Genomic DNA, 16,065 nt, shown 5'->3' with positions numbered 1-16,065 from the left:
TCAAAAACTCTCCATCGGCAGGCATTAATGACCAAGTGACTCGGAATAAGCGCCGGGAACTTTCCTCCTTGCTCCATTCCTCGCTACATTTGCCCAAAATACAATCCAGATTAACCAGTGCACCAGAATTACCATTTCCTCAAACAACTAGCCCCGCGCCTGGATGCCGAACTGGCTGGGAAGCGCTTCGTGGAGGCATTCAGCCAGCAGAAGGACGAGCTGATCATTGTCTTTGCGGAGGAAACACAAGGCGAAGAGCTGGTGAAACCCTTCTTCATTAAGGCCACTTTAACAAATAATTTCTCCTGCCTCAGCTTCCCCGAGCGCTTTGACCGGGCGCGGAGGAACAGCGTGAATCTTTTCGCTGATTTTGCGGAGGATAAAGTGGTTTTTGTGAAGGTCTGTAAAAACGAAAGGGCTATTCAACTGCATTTCGAAAGCGGCAGGGATTTGATATTCAAACTCTTCGGGAATCGCTCCAATTTTGTTGCATTGAATGAGGACGGTGAGGTGACCCAGCTTTTCAACAACAAACTTGCCACGGACCGCAGCCTGACGGTAGCGTCGCTGAACCGTGATATCGATCAGTCGTGGGAGGCGTTTGTAGCAAATGGGGGGCGTTTTGAAGCGCTTTTCCCGACGTTTGGGAAGGTGGCGAATAAATACCTTTCCGGTAAGTTGGAGGGGAAGGACGATCTTGCGGAGCGCTGGGCGATTGTGCAGGAGGTATTGCAGGAATTTGAATCATCGGTTTTCTATATTACCAGAATTGAAAATATCCCGGCGCTGACGCTTTTTGAAACTGGAGAAATTACACAGGTTCTGCACGATCCGATCGAAGCGTTGAATGCCTACTACCTGGCTTACATTCGGTTGAGCGGACTGGATAAGGAAAAGGCGGATATTGTGAGATTGTTGAGAAAACGCATTCAGCAAACAGACAATTACCTCGAAAATACCTTCCAGAAACTGGTCGATCTGGAAACTGCGACGAAAAATGACGAGCTGGCCAATATTATCATGGCCAATCTGCACATCATTCCCGAGCGGGCGGAGAAAGTGGAACTTTATGATTTCTACCGCGATCAGCCCATTACCATTAAATTGAAAAAGGATCTTTCCGCGCAGCGAAATGCGGAAGGGTATTACCGCAAGGCCAAGAATGAAAAGATTGAAATAGACCGGCTCAACGACAGCCTTGCCGCACGGGAAATGGACCGGAAACAGTTGCAGGAGCATCTCGAACACATCGAAAGTATCGAATTCCTGCGCGACCTGCGCGCTTATATCAAAGCCAACAAACTGGAACAGGGTAATGCAGGACCGGCCATCGACGAAATTTTCAAGCGCCTCGATTTTATGGGCTACACGATCCTGATCGGACGCAATGCGAAGAACAGCGATTTGTTGACCAAGCAGGCGCATAAGGAAGATCTTTGGCTGCACGCTAAGGACGTGACCGGCTCGCACGTGGTGGTGAAGAACCAACCCGGGAAGAAATTCCCGTCACCGGTGATAGAACGGGCGGCGGAACTGGCTGCTTTTTTCTCAAAACGCAAGAACGATTCGCTGTGCCCGGTGATCGTGACGCCGAAAAAATTCGTCCGCAAGCCGAAAGGCCTGCCCGACGGCCTGGTGCTGATCGACAAGGAGGATGTTGTGATGGTCGTGGCAAAAGGGGAGTAGCCGAGGATAAGTGTCCTAAAAATGAAGTTTTTATTATTTATTAACCGAAATCTCCCTTTGAATAATCTTTTGCTATTGCGAACTTCGTGAGAAATTTGAGAACCGGAATTTTAGTGCAGAATGCTCGAAAGTCGTCGATTTGTTATCATTGGATTTATTGCATTAGTAGGTGTTATATACTTATTACGACTTTTCTACCTCCAGGTGCTTGATGAGAGCTATTCCATTGAGTCTTCCAGCAATTCCATCAAACGTGTTACCGAAATTCCTTTCCGCGGGCAGATCTACGATCGCTACGGGAAGCTGATCGTATACAATACTCCCGTTTATGACCTTCTTGTGACGCCTTACAAGGTGAGAATGGACGATACGTTACGTTTTTGCCAGGTTTTGGGCATCCAACGACGCGATTTCGACAGTCTCATGTCCGCGGCCAGTGCATACAGCCGCGTGAAACCGTCGCTGTTCCTGCGGCAACTTTCCAAAGAGGATTTTGCGTCGATCCAGGACATTATGGTCGACTATTCCGGTTTTGAGTTTGCCAAAAGCTCGTTGCGCACGTATACTGCGCCCACGCTTGCGAATACGCTCGGGTATGTGAGCGAGATCACGAAAGGTCAGCTCGACAAGCAGGAAGAACCCTATTACCGCCAGGGTGATTATATCGGCCAAAGCGGCGTGGAGCGCATTTATGAAAACGAGCTGAGGGGGAAAAGAGGGACGAAGTTTGTCATGCAAAACGTAGCCGGCGTGTACAAGGGCCCCTGGAAAAACGGAGAACTCGATACGATGGCTGTGGCGGGGGAGAACCTCTATACCGGTCTGGACCTGGAAGTGCAACAATATGCAGACAGTCTTATGCTCAACAAAGTAGGGAGCGTGGTGGCGATAGAGCCGAAAACGGGCCAGATCATTTCCATGGTTTCTGCCCCGACGTACGATCCGAACAGCCTGGCGAGCCGCTATTTTTCCAAAAACTTTGCCGCACTGGCCCGTAACCCGTACAAACCGCTGTTCAACCGGCCGGTTATGGCGAGTTATCGTCCGGGTTCTACATTCAAACTGATCCAGGCGCTGATTGGTTTGCAGGAGGGGGTGATTACACCCGGAAGCGGTTTTACCCATGCAAACTGCCCGGTAGGATGCCATAACCACCCTGCGACGAGTACAGTGGCGCTCGGGGTGACGCATTCCTGTAATCCCTATTTTTACAATGTATTCAGAAGGTTGATCTATAAAAACAATATCAAAAACACCTTCAAAGCTTCGGCTGTGGGCTTGGACGCCTGGCACGACGACATCGCGAAATTCGGGATCGGGCAGCGGCTCGGGATCGATTTGCCGAGCGAGTACAAGGGGAATTTACCTGATAAAAAATACTACGACCGCTTTTACGGAGAGTACCGCTGGAAGTTCTCGAATATTTACTCGCTCAGCATCGGCGAAGGGGAATTGCTCATCACGCCTTTGAAAATGGCCAATGTGGCCGCTATTATCGCGAACCGTGGGTATTTCTACACTCCGCACGTGATCCACGGTGTGGGTGACAAGAAGAGCGTGAAGCCGGAATTTCTTGAAAAGCATGAAACCGGCGTGGAACCACACAATTTCGAGCCGGTGATCGAAGGGATGATCGGGGCCGTAGAAGCCGGTACCGCACGCCGCTCTCGCGTGGAAGGCATTTCAATTGCGGGCAAAACGGGTACTTCGCAGAACAAGCGCGGGGACGACCACTCGATTTTTATCGCATTTGCACCGGTGGACGATCCGAAGATCGCGATCGCCGTGTTTGTGGAGAATGCAGGCGCGGGTGGTTCGGCGGCGGCGCCTATTGCCAACTTGATCATTGAAAAATACCTGTCGCGCAAGGTGACTAATAAAGCGCTGGAAGAGCGGATGATGAAACTCGACCTGATGAGCAAGGTGGTGTTGCCGACTACGAAGAAGCCGGGCGAAACCGAAACGAAGAAGAAGGCCGAGGAGGTAAAGAAACCGACCGGCGACCCGAACGATCCTGCCAATCGCCTGCCAGGCGCACCGCACCCGGCTAACCCGGCCGCCATGCGGAAACCGGTGACGGCAATCCTGCCGAAGCAAAGCCAGCAAAAAGCACTTTAAGAATTTAAAAATCGATATTGAAATGGCTGAAAGCAAGCCGATTACCAAGAATGTAGACTGGATGGTGGTGCTGATATATATCGCTTGCCTGATGATTGGCTGGTTGAATATCTATGCCGCCGTCTACAACCCCGAAACGCAAACCAGCATGTTCGACCTGTCGAACAATGCCGGAAAGCAGCTGATGTGGATCGGAACGGCGGCATTGCTGATCATTTGTATCCTCGTGATCGACTACAAGTTTTACGAGACGTTTTCTTTTGTCATATACGCCGTGGTCATATTCCTGCTGGTGGTGGTGCTATTTGCGGGTTCAAACATCAATGGGTCGCGCTCCTGGATCAAATTGGGTGGCATTTCATTGCAACCGGCCGAGTTTTCGAAGTTGGCGGTGAGCCTGGCGATTTCCAAATACCTGAGCGATCCGGCGATCAGCCTTAACCGGAAATTGAAGGATTACTACCCGATCATGGGGATTCTTGCATTGCCCGCATTCCTCATTCTGTTGTCGAATGAGACGGGTTCCATGCTGGTGTTTGCCTCATTCGCGATCGTGCTATACCGCGAAGGAATGCCTGGTTTCATTCCCGCGATCGGGATCATCGGCGCGGCTTTGCTGATCATTACCCTACTTTTTGTAAAATGGTACATTGCCGGGGCGATCATCGTGATCGCCGGGCTGGTGATCTGGCTGATGCCGGTCATGACGCGCCGTCGCGGAGGGCTATGGGCCACGATCATCGTTGCTTTTGCGATGATAGGGATTGTATTCGGGGTAGATTTCTTTATGAATAATGTGCTTCAAAAACACCAGAGAGGCCGCATTATGGTACTTCTCGACCCGGATTCCGACCCGCGCGGCATTGGCTGGAACGTAATCCAGTCCAAGATCGCGATCGGTTCCGGCGGCATTACCGGAAAAGGCTTTTTACAGGGAACTCAAACCAAATTCGACTTTGTACCCGAGCAGAGTACCGACTTTATTTTCTGTACAGTGGGAGAGGAGCATGGTTTTTTAGGTACCGCTGTGGTGGTGTTTCTTTTTATTGCATTGATATCCAGGCTTGTAGTGCTTGCTGAACGACAGCGTAGCCGCTTTGCCCGAGTGTACGGGTATTGTGTGGCGGGTATTATTTTCTTCCATTTTTTGGTCAACGTAGGGATGACCATCGGACTGATGCCTGTTATCGGTATTCCATTGCCGTTTTTCAGCTATGGCGGGTCGTCGTTGTGGTCGTTTTCGGTACTTCTTTTTATTTTCCTGAAAATCGACGCACAACGTCCGTTTACGTTATCGAGGGGTTAAAATGATTGAATGACCGAATAGTTTTTTATTCAGTCATTCAATCATTCAGTCATTCAAAATTTACCTGCCGCCACGATCAGCAATACCCAACCTACGATCAGCGCTAGCCCGCCGATAGGGGCCGTAGCACCGAATTTGGTGATGCCTGTGAAGCAGATCGCATACAGCGATCCGGAAAAGATGATCACGCCCACCGCAAATGCGTTGCCCGACCAGCCGAGTATTCTCGCCGCGTCCTCGCCCGCGCGTTGTATGAGTATGCCCACGAGCACCATCGCGAGCGCGTGATAAAACTGATATTTCACAGCGGTTTCAAACGTTTCGGTGCGGCCGGAGGCTTCCAGCATTCCTTTCAATGCATGTGCGCCGAATGCCCCGAGGGCGACCGCCAGCGCGCCGAGTATGCCGCCTGCCTGTATCATGAATTTCATATCGTAAACCGGTATTAAGTATTGGTTAAATTGTAGGGAATGCCATTTACCGTTCAATAGAATCCAGGCAAATCAGCGTGGTAAAGTTAGTGGCGGGCGCAGGCGCGACCAACTCTTTATGGCAATTTTATTAACTTGCGCGCTTTGGAATGGCATTTTGGAATGCCGCTCATCGTGGAAAAGACTCGACAATGACCATAGAACGCTTCATTCAGCTGTGGACGCACCGCTATCATAAATACACACACATTGTAAAGGCGCATTTAAAAGGCCGCCAGGCCAGGGCGCATTTCCGGGGCGTGAAACGGAGGCTGAAAAAAGGTCAGGAACTGATCGCCATCATTCGTACAGAACATTTCGGGGATATTGTGGCTGCCGAGCCGATCTCGCGCTATGTGCGGGAGCAACATCCCGGCGCACACATTGTCTGGTTTGTAAAACCCGGTTTTGCGGAGCTTGTCAGCCATAATCCCAATGTGGATGAGGTTTTTAAAGAATTCTGTGTGACGGAGCGGCGTGTATTGATGGAAGCCAATGTGTTCGATCATGTTTTTGAGCTCCAATTCAGGAACAATAACCATTGCCCTACATGCCAGGTGTTTACTGAAAACCCTGTCGCATTGAAGCGGGACATTAATGTTTTCAATTATTTTGATTACGGAAACCTGCTTGAGGTGTTCGCCCAGACCGGCGGTCTGATCGCGCCAAAAGCAGCCTTTCCGGCCGATGATGCGCCAAGGCTATATTTGCAACCTGCCCACAAAGCAAAAGCCGACAGCCTCGGTTTGCCCGAAAAATACATTGTAATGCATTGCCGCTCGAATTACGAGCCCAAAGACTGGCCGGCAGATCGTTGGAGCCAGCTCGTGCACTGGATAGCGGAACAATATAATTATCAGTTGGTTGAAATCGGTCTGGAAAGTAACCTGACTATCAAAACACCGGCATACCGTAACTTGTGCGGCCAATTGAGCATTCTCGAAACGGCCGAGGTGATCCGTCGTGCTTCGTTCTTCATCGGGCTCGACAGCGGGCCGTCGCATTTGGGCAATGCTACCGGGACGTTCGGGATTATATTGATGGGAGCCCTCAATAACTTCCAGAATTACAATCCCTATTCGGGCAGATATGGCCGGCAGGAGAATGCGTTGCTGGTAAGGCAGGCAGGGCTGCCCTGCGCGCAGCTTCCGTTCGAATTTGTACGCGAACAGGTGAAATCGGTGCTGGAAAAGAGCGCGGATAATGCGCCTAAGGTGCTATCGTGAGCCGAAAATAGCGCTTCCGACGCGTACAAGCGTGCTGCCCTCCTCCTGTGCGATGAGGTAATCGCCACTCATGCCCATCGAGAGCTCTCGCATGCTGACCTGCCCGTTTTCGTGGCTTTTGAACGATTCAAAGGTGTTTTTTAACCCGCGGAATTCAAGCCTTACCACATTTAGGTCATCCGTGTTGGAGGCCATACCCATTAGTCCGACGACCCTGATATTGGTTAATGCTGCGAGTTCGGCGGAAGTGATGATTTCCAATGCTTCTTCTTCCGAAAGGCCGAACTTGGTTTCTTCCCGGGCGATGTAGATTTGCAAAAGGCAGTCGATTACCCGGTCGTTCTTTTTGGCTTCCTTATTGATTTCTTTGAGCAGTTTAAAACTATCGACCGAATGCACCAGGCTTACAAACGGGGCCATGTATTTGACCTTGTTGGTCTGTAAATGCCCGATCATGTGCCATTCGATGTCCTTGGGCAGCTCTTCGTATTTTGCCACCATTTCCTGCACTTTATTCTCGCCAAACAGTCTTGCGCCGGCCGCGTAGGCTTCGGTCAGCAAGCTGGTTGGTTTGGTTTTTGTAACCGCGACCAGACGTGTGTCTTTAAGTAATTCTTGTTCTATCTGGGCCAGATTGTCGGCTATGGAAGGCATGAGGGGTGACTAAAAAATTGATAATTAGGTCGTTAATTCAAGAATTTATTGACCGGACGCTATAAATCGCGGTTTGCGTATTTCAAAATTGAAAAAAACATACTTCTTTTACCAACGAAATTCAAAATTTAACCTTCTGTATGGACTACAACCAGGAACAAAAGCAAGACAGAAAAACTCTCCTATGGGCTGCATTGGCCGTTTTGCTGTTGCTTAATTTGGTGCTTGTGTACTTTATATACCACGAAAAGCAAGAAAACCTCGCAAAGGACGAGATCATTACCGCCAAAACCGAGGAGGTTCTTTCGATAAAAACCAAACTGGACTCCATTTCCACAGAGCTTGATATTAAAATTGCTGAAATCCAGAAACTGGGCGGAAGCGTGGATTCGCTTGTGGCGTTGAAAGCACAACTTGAAAAGGATAAGAAGGAACTTAAGAACGCTAATACGTACTCTGCTGCGAATTACAACCAGAAGATCAAGAACTACGAATCGGTATTGTCTGAAAAAGACGGTGAAATTGCCCGTTTGAAACAAGAGTTAGGTATTGCTACCACAAAAAATGAAGAGCTGAACCAGAAAGTGACCGGTTTGGAAACGGAAAAGCAAGTGCTGGCAGACTCTGTAACGACTTATTCCGCTCAGAACAAGGAGCTTGCCGAAAAAGTAACGCTGGCTTCTGCACTCCATGCTGAAAATGTGAACGTCAATGCGGTTTCTGCAAAAGGCAAAGAGCGCGAGGGCGGCAAATACAAGGCCAAGCGTATCGATAAGCTGAGAGTGAACTTCAAACTGGCCGAGAATGCGGTTGCAAAACAGAATGAGAAAGAGATTTACCTGCGTGTGCTCGATCCGGACGGCGCTGTGCTGTCGGATATGGCAACGGGTTCGGGTTCATTTATTTTCAATGGCAGGGAATTGATTTACAGCTCTAAACAAACCGTGAGCTTTACGAATACAGGTCAGTCGGTCGACATTTTCTACGGCCGCGGTGGTATTCCTATGAAAGACGGCAAATACGCGATCGAGCTTTACAGCGAAGGCTTCAAGATCGGTCAGGGCGATTTCACGGTGAAATAATCGGCGGCAAGTTTAGGTTAAGTCATTGAAGGGCTTGGAATTTTAAATTTCAAGCCCTATTTTTGCACCCTCATTTTGATGATTCCGTCAGAATGGGGTTTTTAATTTATCATACAATAACCAATTACCGTATGTCTAAGCAATATGAAACGGTGTTCATTCTAACTCCCATTTTGTCTGAGGCCCAGGCAAAGGACGCCGTTGAAAAATTCACGACAATCATCACCTCAAACGGTGCGAAGATTGTACATGAAGAAAACTGGGGATTGCGCAAGCTGGCCTACCCTATCCAAAAGAAAAACTCTGGTTTCTATCACGTAGTAGAATATACTGCGAGCGAAGGAAACGTGGTGGATGTTTTGGAAACCGAGTTCCGTCGTGACGAGCGCGTTTTGCGTTTTATGACTATCGCCCTGGATAAGCATTCAATTGCTTACAACGAGAAGAAACGTAAGGGTCTGGTAGGCAGAAAGAAAGAAGAAGCAACTGAATCAAAAACCGAAAACGCATAAGCTATGTCACTCGTAAACGAGCCGGTTGAAAAAAACATTAACCGCAAAAAATACTGCCGTTTCAAAAAAGCAGGCATCAAATACATCGATTACAAGAATCCTGATTTCCTTTTGAAACTTGTAAACGAGCAAGGTAAGATCCTTCCGCGCCGCCTTACAGGTACAAGCCTGAAATATCAGCGCAAAGTGTCGCAGGCAATCAAAAGAGCACGTCACCTGGCACTGTTGCCGTTTGTTGCTGACCAATTGAAATAATACAGTAAAGAGCTACAAAAATGGAAATCATACTTTTAACAGATATAGCAGGGGTAGGTTACAAGAACGATATCGTGACTGTGAAAGCAGGTTACGGTCGTAACTACCTGATCCCTCAGGGTTTTGCGTTGCTGGCAAATGCCTCCAACCGCAAAATCGTTACTGAAAACGTACGTCAGGCTGCGCACAAAGCTGAGAAGCTGAAAAAAGACGCAGAGGACATCGCAACTGCAATCGGCGACCTGACAATCGATATCAAAACTGTGGTAGGCGAAAGCGGCCGTATCTTCGGACGTGTTACCAACACACAGGTATCAGACATCCTGAAAGCGAAGGGCTTCGAAATCGATCGTAAGAAAATTACGGTTGATGACGTGAAATCAATCGGTTCTTACTCCGCGTTGATCGACCTTCACAAAGAAGTGAAACATAAAGTTACCCTGAACGTAGTTGCAGCGGAAGACTAAGCGTTTCGAAAATGCATGAAAAAAGGACGACCTGTGAGGGCCGTCCTTTTTTTTGACCGCCGCTGACCGCCGATCTCATATCGGCAGTCGGCGGTCATTATCACTTCAACGCCGGAATGCGCAGCACCTGTCCCGGATAAATCAGATCGGGATCTTTCAGCATAGGCTTGTTGGCTTCGAAGATGACCGGGTACTTCATCATGTCGCCGTAAACGGTTTGGGCGATTTTGGATAGGGTATCGCCTTTTACGACGGTATGATAAGTCGCTTCCGGCTCCGGGGTGGCTACACTAAGGCGGTTGTCAACAACGCCTACACCTTCGACATTACCTACTGCCAATGCGATTTTCTCGGCGTCAGCCTGTTTAGCCACTTCGCCTTCGAGGGTAACGGTGTCGCCCGATGTTTTGACGCTCAGGTTGTTGTAGGCAAGCCCTAGCGCTTTCACGTGCGCGAGCAATGCGCTGGCACGCAGCGGTTCCGCTTCCGGGGTAGGAGCGGCTGCGGGAGCATCCTTACCACCAAATACTTTTTCTCCAACACCTTTAATAAAAGAAATTAAGCCCATGTTTGTGAGATTTTAATGAATGAATAGATTTTGAGTTTGTACATGAAAGATACCGGTAATGTTAACTTTCCTACCGGTAAGATGCAATTATTATACCAAAATAGCCAATGGATATTGATTTGATAATATGGGTTTTTCCCGGCGCAACTTTGTACTTTTGCAATTGGTCTCAACTACGCTGAATCTGCATTAAGTATCAATGAACCGCACCACATCGCTTGCCAGGTTACAAAATGAATTGTTCGATATCTGTATCATCGGCGGAGGTGCCAGCGGGGCGGGATGCGCCCTGGATGCGGTTCTGAGGGGATATACGGTAGCCCTGATCGACAAAAAGGACTTCGCTTCCGAAACATCCTCCCGCTCCACAAAGCTCATCCACGGCGGCGTCCGCTATTTGGAACAGGCATTTAAGAAACTCGACTTCGCCCAGCTCAAACAGGTCCGCCATGGTCTGGAAGAACGACACACTGTGTTGAAAAATGCGCCGCACCTTGCGCGCCCGCTCGCGCTGATGACGCCGGTCAACTCGTGGTTTGAAGGTTTGTATTTTAAGATAGGACTGTCGCTTTATGACACGTTTGCTACTAATGATACATTGCCCAAAAGCAAATGGCTCAATAAAAAGGAAGTACTGGAAAAAATCCCGACGCTCGACCGGAAAAAACTCCATAGCGGAGTACTCTACTACGACGGCCAGCTCGACGACGCGCGGTATTGCCTCGCGCTGGCGCAGTCGGCTTCGGAGAACGGCGCCGCGGTTGCCAATTATCTGGAAGTGAATGGGTTTGAAAAAGACGGAAATGGTAAGCTGAACGCCGTACAAACTACTGACGCGCTGAGCGGGAATGGATTGACGATCCGCGCGAAGCTGGTAATCAATTGCACCGGCCCGTTTTCAGACCATATCAGGCTGATGGCCAACGCAGCGTTGAGCGAACGTATCCGCCCGAGCAAGGGCGTGCACCTAGCATTACCCCACAACACGCTGAACAGCGAATATGCGATGCTGATCCCTAAAACCTCCGACGGACGCGTCGTGTTCGCGATTCCGTTCGAAGGCTCGACGATGATCGGGACTACGGATACGGAATGTGACGAAATCGATACCGAACCGACACTTAACCGGAAGGAAAGGGAATACCTGGCCGCCACATTGAACCCCTATCTGGCCAAACCGATTGACCCCAACCAACTCAGGGCCGGTTTCGGTGGATTGCGGCCCTTGCTGGCAGCCGATCCGTCCAAATCGACCAAAAGTCTCGTGCGCGATCATGAGGTGGAGGTCGATGAAACTTCGGGTTTGATCAGCCTGCTCGGCGGCAAATGGACGACCTACCGTCTGATGGCCAAAGACACGATCGACGAGGTCGACAAAATCCTGGGCGACGCTCACGCGTGTAAAACAGCTGATTACATATTGGCTGGCGGCGAAAATTACAAAGCGGGAAGCTGGCAGGATATTCAGCGGCAGTATGCGTTGCCCGAAGACATTTCGCAACACCTCGTGCGCAAGTACGGCTCGCGCGCCCACCTGGTAGCGTCGCTCGCGCGGGAAGATGCGCAACTGAAAGAAAGACTCAGCCCGGAATATCCCTATATTCGTGCCGAAGTGGTGTATACGGTTCGAAATGAAATGGTTGTCACACCGCGCGACTTCCTGGCACGCCGTATCCGCCTGGAAATTACCAATTGGGATGAAACCTTAAACTCCTTGCCCGTTGTTGTCGATCTAATGGCACGCGAGCTGAACTGGACAGAGGAGGAAAAAGCAGGGTACGCTGGTGCGTACGCCACTGAGATCGGGAAGTTTATCTCCGATGCCCGATAGCCGCAAATCGTTTGCCGCAAATCGTTTGCCGCAACCACCCAGGACTTAACTTTAAGAATGTATATTACCGATTCAGCCTGCATATCGCCCCAGCGCACGTTTGACAATGCTTTTTTCCAAGGCGATATTAAGGTGCATGAAGGCGACAGGTACATTGCCGTTGAACCTGCCTACGGTCAACTCATTCCCGCGGGCCTGCTCCGTAGAATGGGTAAGGCTGTAAGAATGGGAGTAGGAGCCGGCCTCCCGCTCATTCAGCATGCACAGGTTGAAGGAATTGTCCTCGGCACTGCGAACGGTGGTCTCGAAGATTGTCTGAAATTCCTGAACCAGATCGTCGACTATAACGAGGGCACGCTTACTCCAACCAACTTTGTACAAAGTACGCCGAATGCCGTAGCAGGTAACCTCGCATTGATGAGCAAAACGACCGGCTACAATACGACGCACGTGCATAAAGGCCTTGCGTTTGAAGCCGCATTGCTGGATACCATGCTGCTGTTGGAAGAAAAGCGTGGTAATACGTTCCTAATAGGCAGTATTGAAGAGATTTCAGATTATAACCATCATATCGACTTGCTGGCGGGCTCTTTCAAAACCGGCCATTTCACCTCAGAAAACTTGCTTACGCTCGATTCCCCTGGCTCAGCCAATGGTGAGGGCGCAGCGATGTTCCTGGTTAATGCGGAACGTTCGGAAGTCAGCCAGGCGCAGATAAAAGACGTATTTCAAAGCAATAACCTCACCGAAAAGGAACTTGCCCCGATAGTAAGTGCCTTTTTGCAACGCAACAACCTGCAGCCGGCGGATATCGATGCGGTAATCCTGGGAATCAGCGGCGACAACCGCTCCGATCACTGGTATTTCAATCTTCAAAAAGCATTGTTCGAAGAAAGTAATTGCTACACCTACAAAAATATGGTGGGCGATTATCCTACGGGCTCCGCCTTCGCGACATGGATGGGCGTGCAGGCGATCGCGGGAAAGTGTGTACCCGACGCATGTGTGTGGGCGCAAAAAAATACCCGCACTCCGAAGCATATCCTGATTTACAATCATTACAAAGCTTCGCAGCACGGGTTTATATTGCTCGGTTCCTGATAGGCGTCAGGAGCCTGCCTCTTCGGCTTTTTCTTTCATTTTAATCACCTTTGCGAGTGTGGGCAGGATGGTGTCGTGCTTTTTTACAAACGGGTTGGTCTGGTCCCAGACGTAGCCCGCAAGTACCGAACAAATTTGCCGCTTAATGTCTTCGTCGATGTGTTTTGCAAATACAATGGTCTGAAAATCGCCGGTATACCAGCCACTCACATAGCTGCGGAATACGTCGATACCTTTCTGAATCACGTCTTCATAGTCCTTCTTCCAGTCGACGGCCTCGCCTTGCAAATGCTTGTGCGTCATTTTTGCGGAAAGCAGGCCGGAGGCGGTTGCGAATGTCACGCCGGAAGAAAAAATCGGGTCGAGGAACTCGGTACTGTTGCCCGAAAGCACAAAACCTTCCCCCGCCATTTTCGTCACGCCGATCGAATAACCTAAAATTGCCCGCGGCTCGAATTTAAACTGAGAATCGGCGAAGCGGCCGTTAAGGTCCTCGAAATTGCGGACAAATTCTTTATATTTCTCACCATCGTTTTCAGCCAACCCTTCGATTTTTTCCCTGTCGCCCACAATGCCGACGGACGTCGAGCCATCCGAGAACGGAATCGCCCAGATCCACGACTTGTTGTTGTCGAACGAATGCACAAATATGTTGTTGCTTGCCGTTTCAGTACGGTTCTTATCTTCCAAATGCGAGAATACAGCGCCGCGGGGGGTAAATGATGAAGGTTTGCTCAAATCAAAAAGCCTTGGCAACACACGCCCGTAACCGCTCGAATCGATGATGAATTTAGCCTCGATGCGGTGCTGATTGCCTTCGGCATCCTTATAGTCTACGATTTGTTTTTCGGGGCCGCATTGTACCGCGATAACCTCGCATTCGAAGTTTACATCCACACCCTTGTCGCGCGTTGCCTCGGCTAGCCTGTTGTCAAAATCGGCCCGTTTTACCTGCCAAGTCCAGGTCCAGCCTTTGGTAAACTGGTCTTCAAAGAGGAACTCGCAGCGTTTTTCGCCACGCATAAAAGCCGCCCCCGTTTTTTTCTGGAAATTTAATGGCTCAATGGCTTCGCGCAGGCCGGCTTCTGTGAGATGCTCCATACAGCACGGCAGGAGGCTTTCTCCGATTTGAAACCGGGGGAATTTTTCTTTTTCCAGGATCGTGACGTCGTAACCCTGCTTTTTCAGGTAAGAAGCCGCGACAGTTCCGGCAGGGCCGGCCCCAATAACCAGCACATCGACAGTTTGCATATTCAGGCGTTTTTTACTTTTTGAATGAGTTTTTCTTTATCTACAAATGAGAAGCATGTTACAAATGCGCTGACGGTCACCCCTAAAATTCCGTGCAAGGACACATTCTGGCCGGTCAAATGCAGGTTAGGAATTTTGGTGCGGGTGTTGATCCGCGTCTTCATCGGCGAAGTGGAATCTTTGATGATGCCGTACATCGTTCCGTTTCCATTGCCGATATAGTCCCGGAATGTGAGCGGCGAAGCGCTGTGTACCGCTTTTATTTTGGCCGAAATGCCCGGGAAAACGGTTTCCAGCCTTGCAATCACTTTGGCTTCCTTGTCTTTTTTGAACTGCGCGTATTCCGCGTCGCGCTTACCGGGTTCGGCTACGGTGCTGCACGTTCCAGCCCATTCAGCCGTTTCGGAGGCATCCATATAGCACATGATCGACATCGAATCGGCATATTCCCCTTTTTTTGAAATGTACGGCGTGCAAATGAAGTAGGTTTGCGGCCAGGTGGTTTTGTCGTACTCGATACCCTCCCAAACATCGTCGCTGTGGTGCTGATATATGTTGTAATTAAGGTATTTAAAGCTGTTTTCCTGGAATGAAATATGTACCAGGAAAGTGGAAATGCTGTTTTCCAGGGCCTGTACACGGTTTTTATAAACACCCAAAAAGCGCTCCTGGCCGAAAATGTCGATCGTAACAGCCGGGTGGACGTTGGAAATAAATTCCTTACCGCGGAAAGTTTCGCCGTTTTCGCAGACTACCTCGGTGATGCGTCCCTTTTCGTCATAATTGGCTGCTGTCACCTTTTTGTGTTTAAAAATCTCCCCGCCATGCTGTCGTAACGCCCGGCTGAACTGAATGGCGATCTGCGAACCGCCGTCCACGAACTTGTAGGCACCCGTCAGGTAGCTTTTCACGATCAGCGCGTGTACGTAGAACGGTGTTTTTTGTTTTACACCTGCATATAAAAGGTTGTTGCCCGCCAGCACATTTTGCAGCCTGACGTTGTCCGTAAGCGATGCAATATAGTCGTGTGCATTGAGGCTCAATATGTTTTCGTCCGCCAGATAGCTTTCACCGGATGTTTCAAGGTTATAAAGCGGGAATTTGGAACAAACTTCGACCACCTTTTCGCAATAGGCCCGGATAGCCTTCTTTTCATCGGGGAAATAGGAGACCATTTTTCGTTCAAAAGCATCCAGCCCCTGAGCATAGGCGTACTCGCAGCCGTCGTCGAAGCGGATAAGGTCGAACTGATCTTCGTCGAGCCGTTTTAGTTTCAGCTTGTCGAGAATCCCGAAATATTTGAAGAACTGATAAAGGTTTTCGCCCTCGTCCAGGCTGCCCACATAATGGACGCCCGTGTCGAAAATGCTTTTGTCACGGCTGTAAACCTGCAAATGCCCGCCAATCTGGTGGTTTTTTTCCAGCACTACCACACTGTAACCTTCCATCGCAAGAATGTTGGCACAAGCCAGACCACCGAGTCCGCTTCCAACAATCACAAAATCGTATTCCTTTTGCACGGCGGAAGTTTGCATTTA

At 49.6% G+C, this 16,065-nt stretch carries 15 protein-coding genes; 10 read left to right on the top strand and 5 right to left on the bottom strand.

The features are described from left to right. The first annotated feature begins 117 nt into the window (after positions 1-117). The 3 genes from ACTJJJ_RS19405 (at position 118) to rodA (ending at position 5,110) form a co-directional block, all read left to right on the top strand. Positions 118-1,686: an NFACT RNA binding domain-containing protein gene (locus ACTJJJ_RS19405; RefSeq protein WP_440702706.1), complete on the top strand. Its 1,569-nt coding sequence runs from the start codon at positions 118-120 to the stop codon at positions 1,684-1,686. Positions 1,687-1,806: 120 nt separating this feature from the next. Then, a complete protein-coding gene (locus ACTJJJ_RS19400) occupies positions 1,807-3,804 on the top strand; it encodes a penicillin-binding transpeptidase domain-containing protein (protein WP_188938133.1) in 1,998 nt (665 codons plus the stop codon). Positions 3,805-3,826: 22 nt separating this feature from the next. Then, on the top strand, positions 3,827-5,110 hold the full coding sequence (rodA, locus tag ACTJJJ_RS19395; RefSeq protein WP_188938135.1) for a rod shape-determining protein RodA: 1,284 nt from the start codon (positions 3,827-3,829) through the stop codon (positions 5,108-5,110). 53 nt (positions 5,111-5,163) lie between these two features. On the opposite strand, the gene ACTJJJ_RS19390 is transcribed toward rodA, so the two are convergent. Next, on the bottom strand, positions 5,164-5,541 hold the full coding sequence (locus ACTJJJ_RS19390; RefSeq protein ID WP_440702705.1) for a DUF423 domain-containing protein: 378 nt from the start codon (positions 5,539-5,541) through the stop codon (positions 5,164-5,166). 149 nt (positions 5,542-5,690) lie between these two features. On the opposite strand from ACTJJJ_RS19390, the gene ACTJJJ_RS19385 reads away from it, so the two are divergent. Then, positions 5,691-6,806 carry a glycosyltransferase family 9 protein gene (locus tag ACTJJJ_RS19385; RefSeq protein ID WP_440702704.1) on the top strand — a complete coding sequence of 372 codons (1,116 nt, stop codon included), beginning with the start codon at positions 5,691-5,693 and terminating at the stop codon, positions 6,804-6,806. Here the strand turns inward: ACTJJJ_RS19385 and ACTJJJ_RS19380 are convergent. After that, positions 6,798-7,460: a YggS family pyridoxal phosphate-dependent enzyme gene (locus ACTJJJ_RS19380; RefSeq protein ID WP_440702703.1), complete on the bottom strand. Its 663-nt coding sequence runs from the start codon at positions 7,458-7,460 to the stop codon at positions 6,798-6,800. The two genes, ACTJJJ_RS19385 and ACTJJJ_RS19380, sit on opposite strands and share 9 nt — an antisense overlap. 140 nt (positions 7,461-7,600) lie before the next feature. Between ACTJJJ_RS19380 and ACTJJJ_RS19375 the strand changes: the two genes are divergently transcribed. The 4 genes from ACTJJJ_RS19375 to rplI all read left to right on the top strand — a co-directional run bounded on the left by ACTJJJ_RS19375 (position 7,601) and on the right by rplI (position 9,776). Continuing rightward, positions 7,601-8,542, top strand: a complete 942-nt coding sequence (locus ACTJJJ_RS19375) for a hypothetical protein (RefSeq protein ID WP_188938154.1) — start codon at positions 7,601-7,603, stop codon at positions 8,540-8,542. Between the two features lie 131 nt (positions 8,543-8,673). Next, positions 8,674-9,054, top strand: a complete 381-nt coding sequence (gene rpsF / locus ACTJJJ_RS19370) for a 30S ribosomal protein S6 (protein ID WP_188938157.1) — start codon at positions 8,674-8,676, stop codon at positions 9,052-9,054. A gap of 3 nt (positions 9,055-9,057) precedes the next feature. After that, the gene (rpsR, locus tag ACTJJJ_RS19365; RefSeq protein WP_015811483.1) at positions 9,058-9,309 is read left to right on the top strand and encodes a 30S ribosomal protein S18; all 252 of its coding nucleotides are present in this window, start codon (positions 9,058-9,060) and stop codon (positions 9,307-9,309) included. 20 nt (positions 9,310-9,329) lie between these two features. Further along, positions 9,330-9,776 carry a 50S ribosomal protein L9 gene (gene rplI / locus ACTJJJ_RS19360; RefSeq protein ID WP_188938160.1) on the top strand — a complete coding sequence of 149 codons (447 nt, stop codon included), beginning with the start codon at positions 9,330-9,332 and terminating at the stop codon, positions 9,774-9,776. Positions 9,777-9,876: 100 nt separating this feature from the next. Here the strand turns inward: rplI and lysM are convergent, their stop codons facing one another. After that, a complete protein-coding gene (gene lysM / locus ACTJJJ_RS19355) occupies positions 9,877-10,344 on the bottom strand; it encodes a peptidoglycan-binding protein LysM (RefSeq protein ID WP_188938163.1) in 468 nt (155 codons plus the stop codon). Between the two features lie 199 nt (positions 10,345-10,543). Between lysM and ACTJJJ_RS19350 the strand changes: the two genes are divergently transcribed. Both ACTJJJ_RS19350 and ACTJJJ_RS19345 read left to right on the top strand, forming a co-directional pair. After that, entirely contained in the window at positions 10,544-12,175 is a 1,632-nt protein-coding gene (locus ACTJJJ_RS19350) for a glycerol-3-phosphate dehydrogenase/oxidase (protein WP_440702702.1), read from the top strand. 57 nt (positions 12,176-12,232) lie between these two features. Then, positions 12,233-13,276 carry a beta-ketoacyl synthase chain length factor gene (locus ACTJJJ_RS19345; RefSeq protein ID WP_440702701.1) on the top strand — a complete coding sequence of 348 codons (1,044 nt, stop codon included), beginning with the start codon at positions 12,233-12,235 and terminating at the stop codon, positions 13,274-13,276. 6 nt (positions 13,277-13,282) lie between these two features. On the opposite strand, the gene ACTJJJ_RS19340 is transcribed toward ACTJJJ_RS19345, so the two are convergent. Both ACTJJJ_RS19340 and ACTJJJ_RS19335 read right to left on the bottom strand, forming a co-directional pair. Beyond that, on the bottom strand, positions 13,283-14,527 hold the full coding sequence (locus tag ACTJJJ_RS19340) for an NAD(P)/FAD-dependent oxidoreductase (protein ID WP_440702700.1): 1,245 nt from the start codon (positions 14,525-14,527) through the stop codon (positions 13,283-13,285). Between the two features lie 2 nt (positions 14,528-14,529). Further along, a complete protein-coding gene (locus tag ACTJJJ_RS19335) occupies positions 14,530-16,062 on the bottom strand; it encodes a phytoene desaturase family protein (RefSeq protein ID WP_440702699.1) in 1,533 nt (510 codons plus the stop codon). Positions 16,063-16,065 lie beyond the last annotated feature (3 nt).

The organism is Dyadobacter sp. 22481 (genome assembly GCF_052044875.1).
Classification (GTDB): domain Bacteria; phylum Bacteroidota; class Bacteroidia; order Cytophagales; family Spirosomataceae; genus Dyadobacter; species Dyadobacter endophyticus.
The sequence above is the reverse complement of the archived record's forward strand: the minus strand, read 5'-3'. Positions and strand labels throughout refer to the sequence as shown.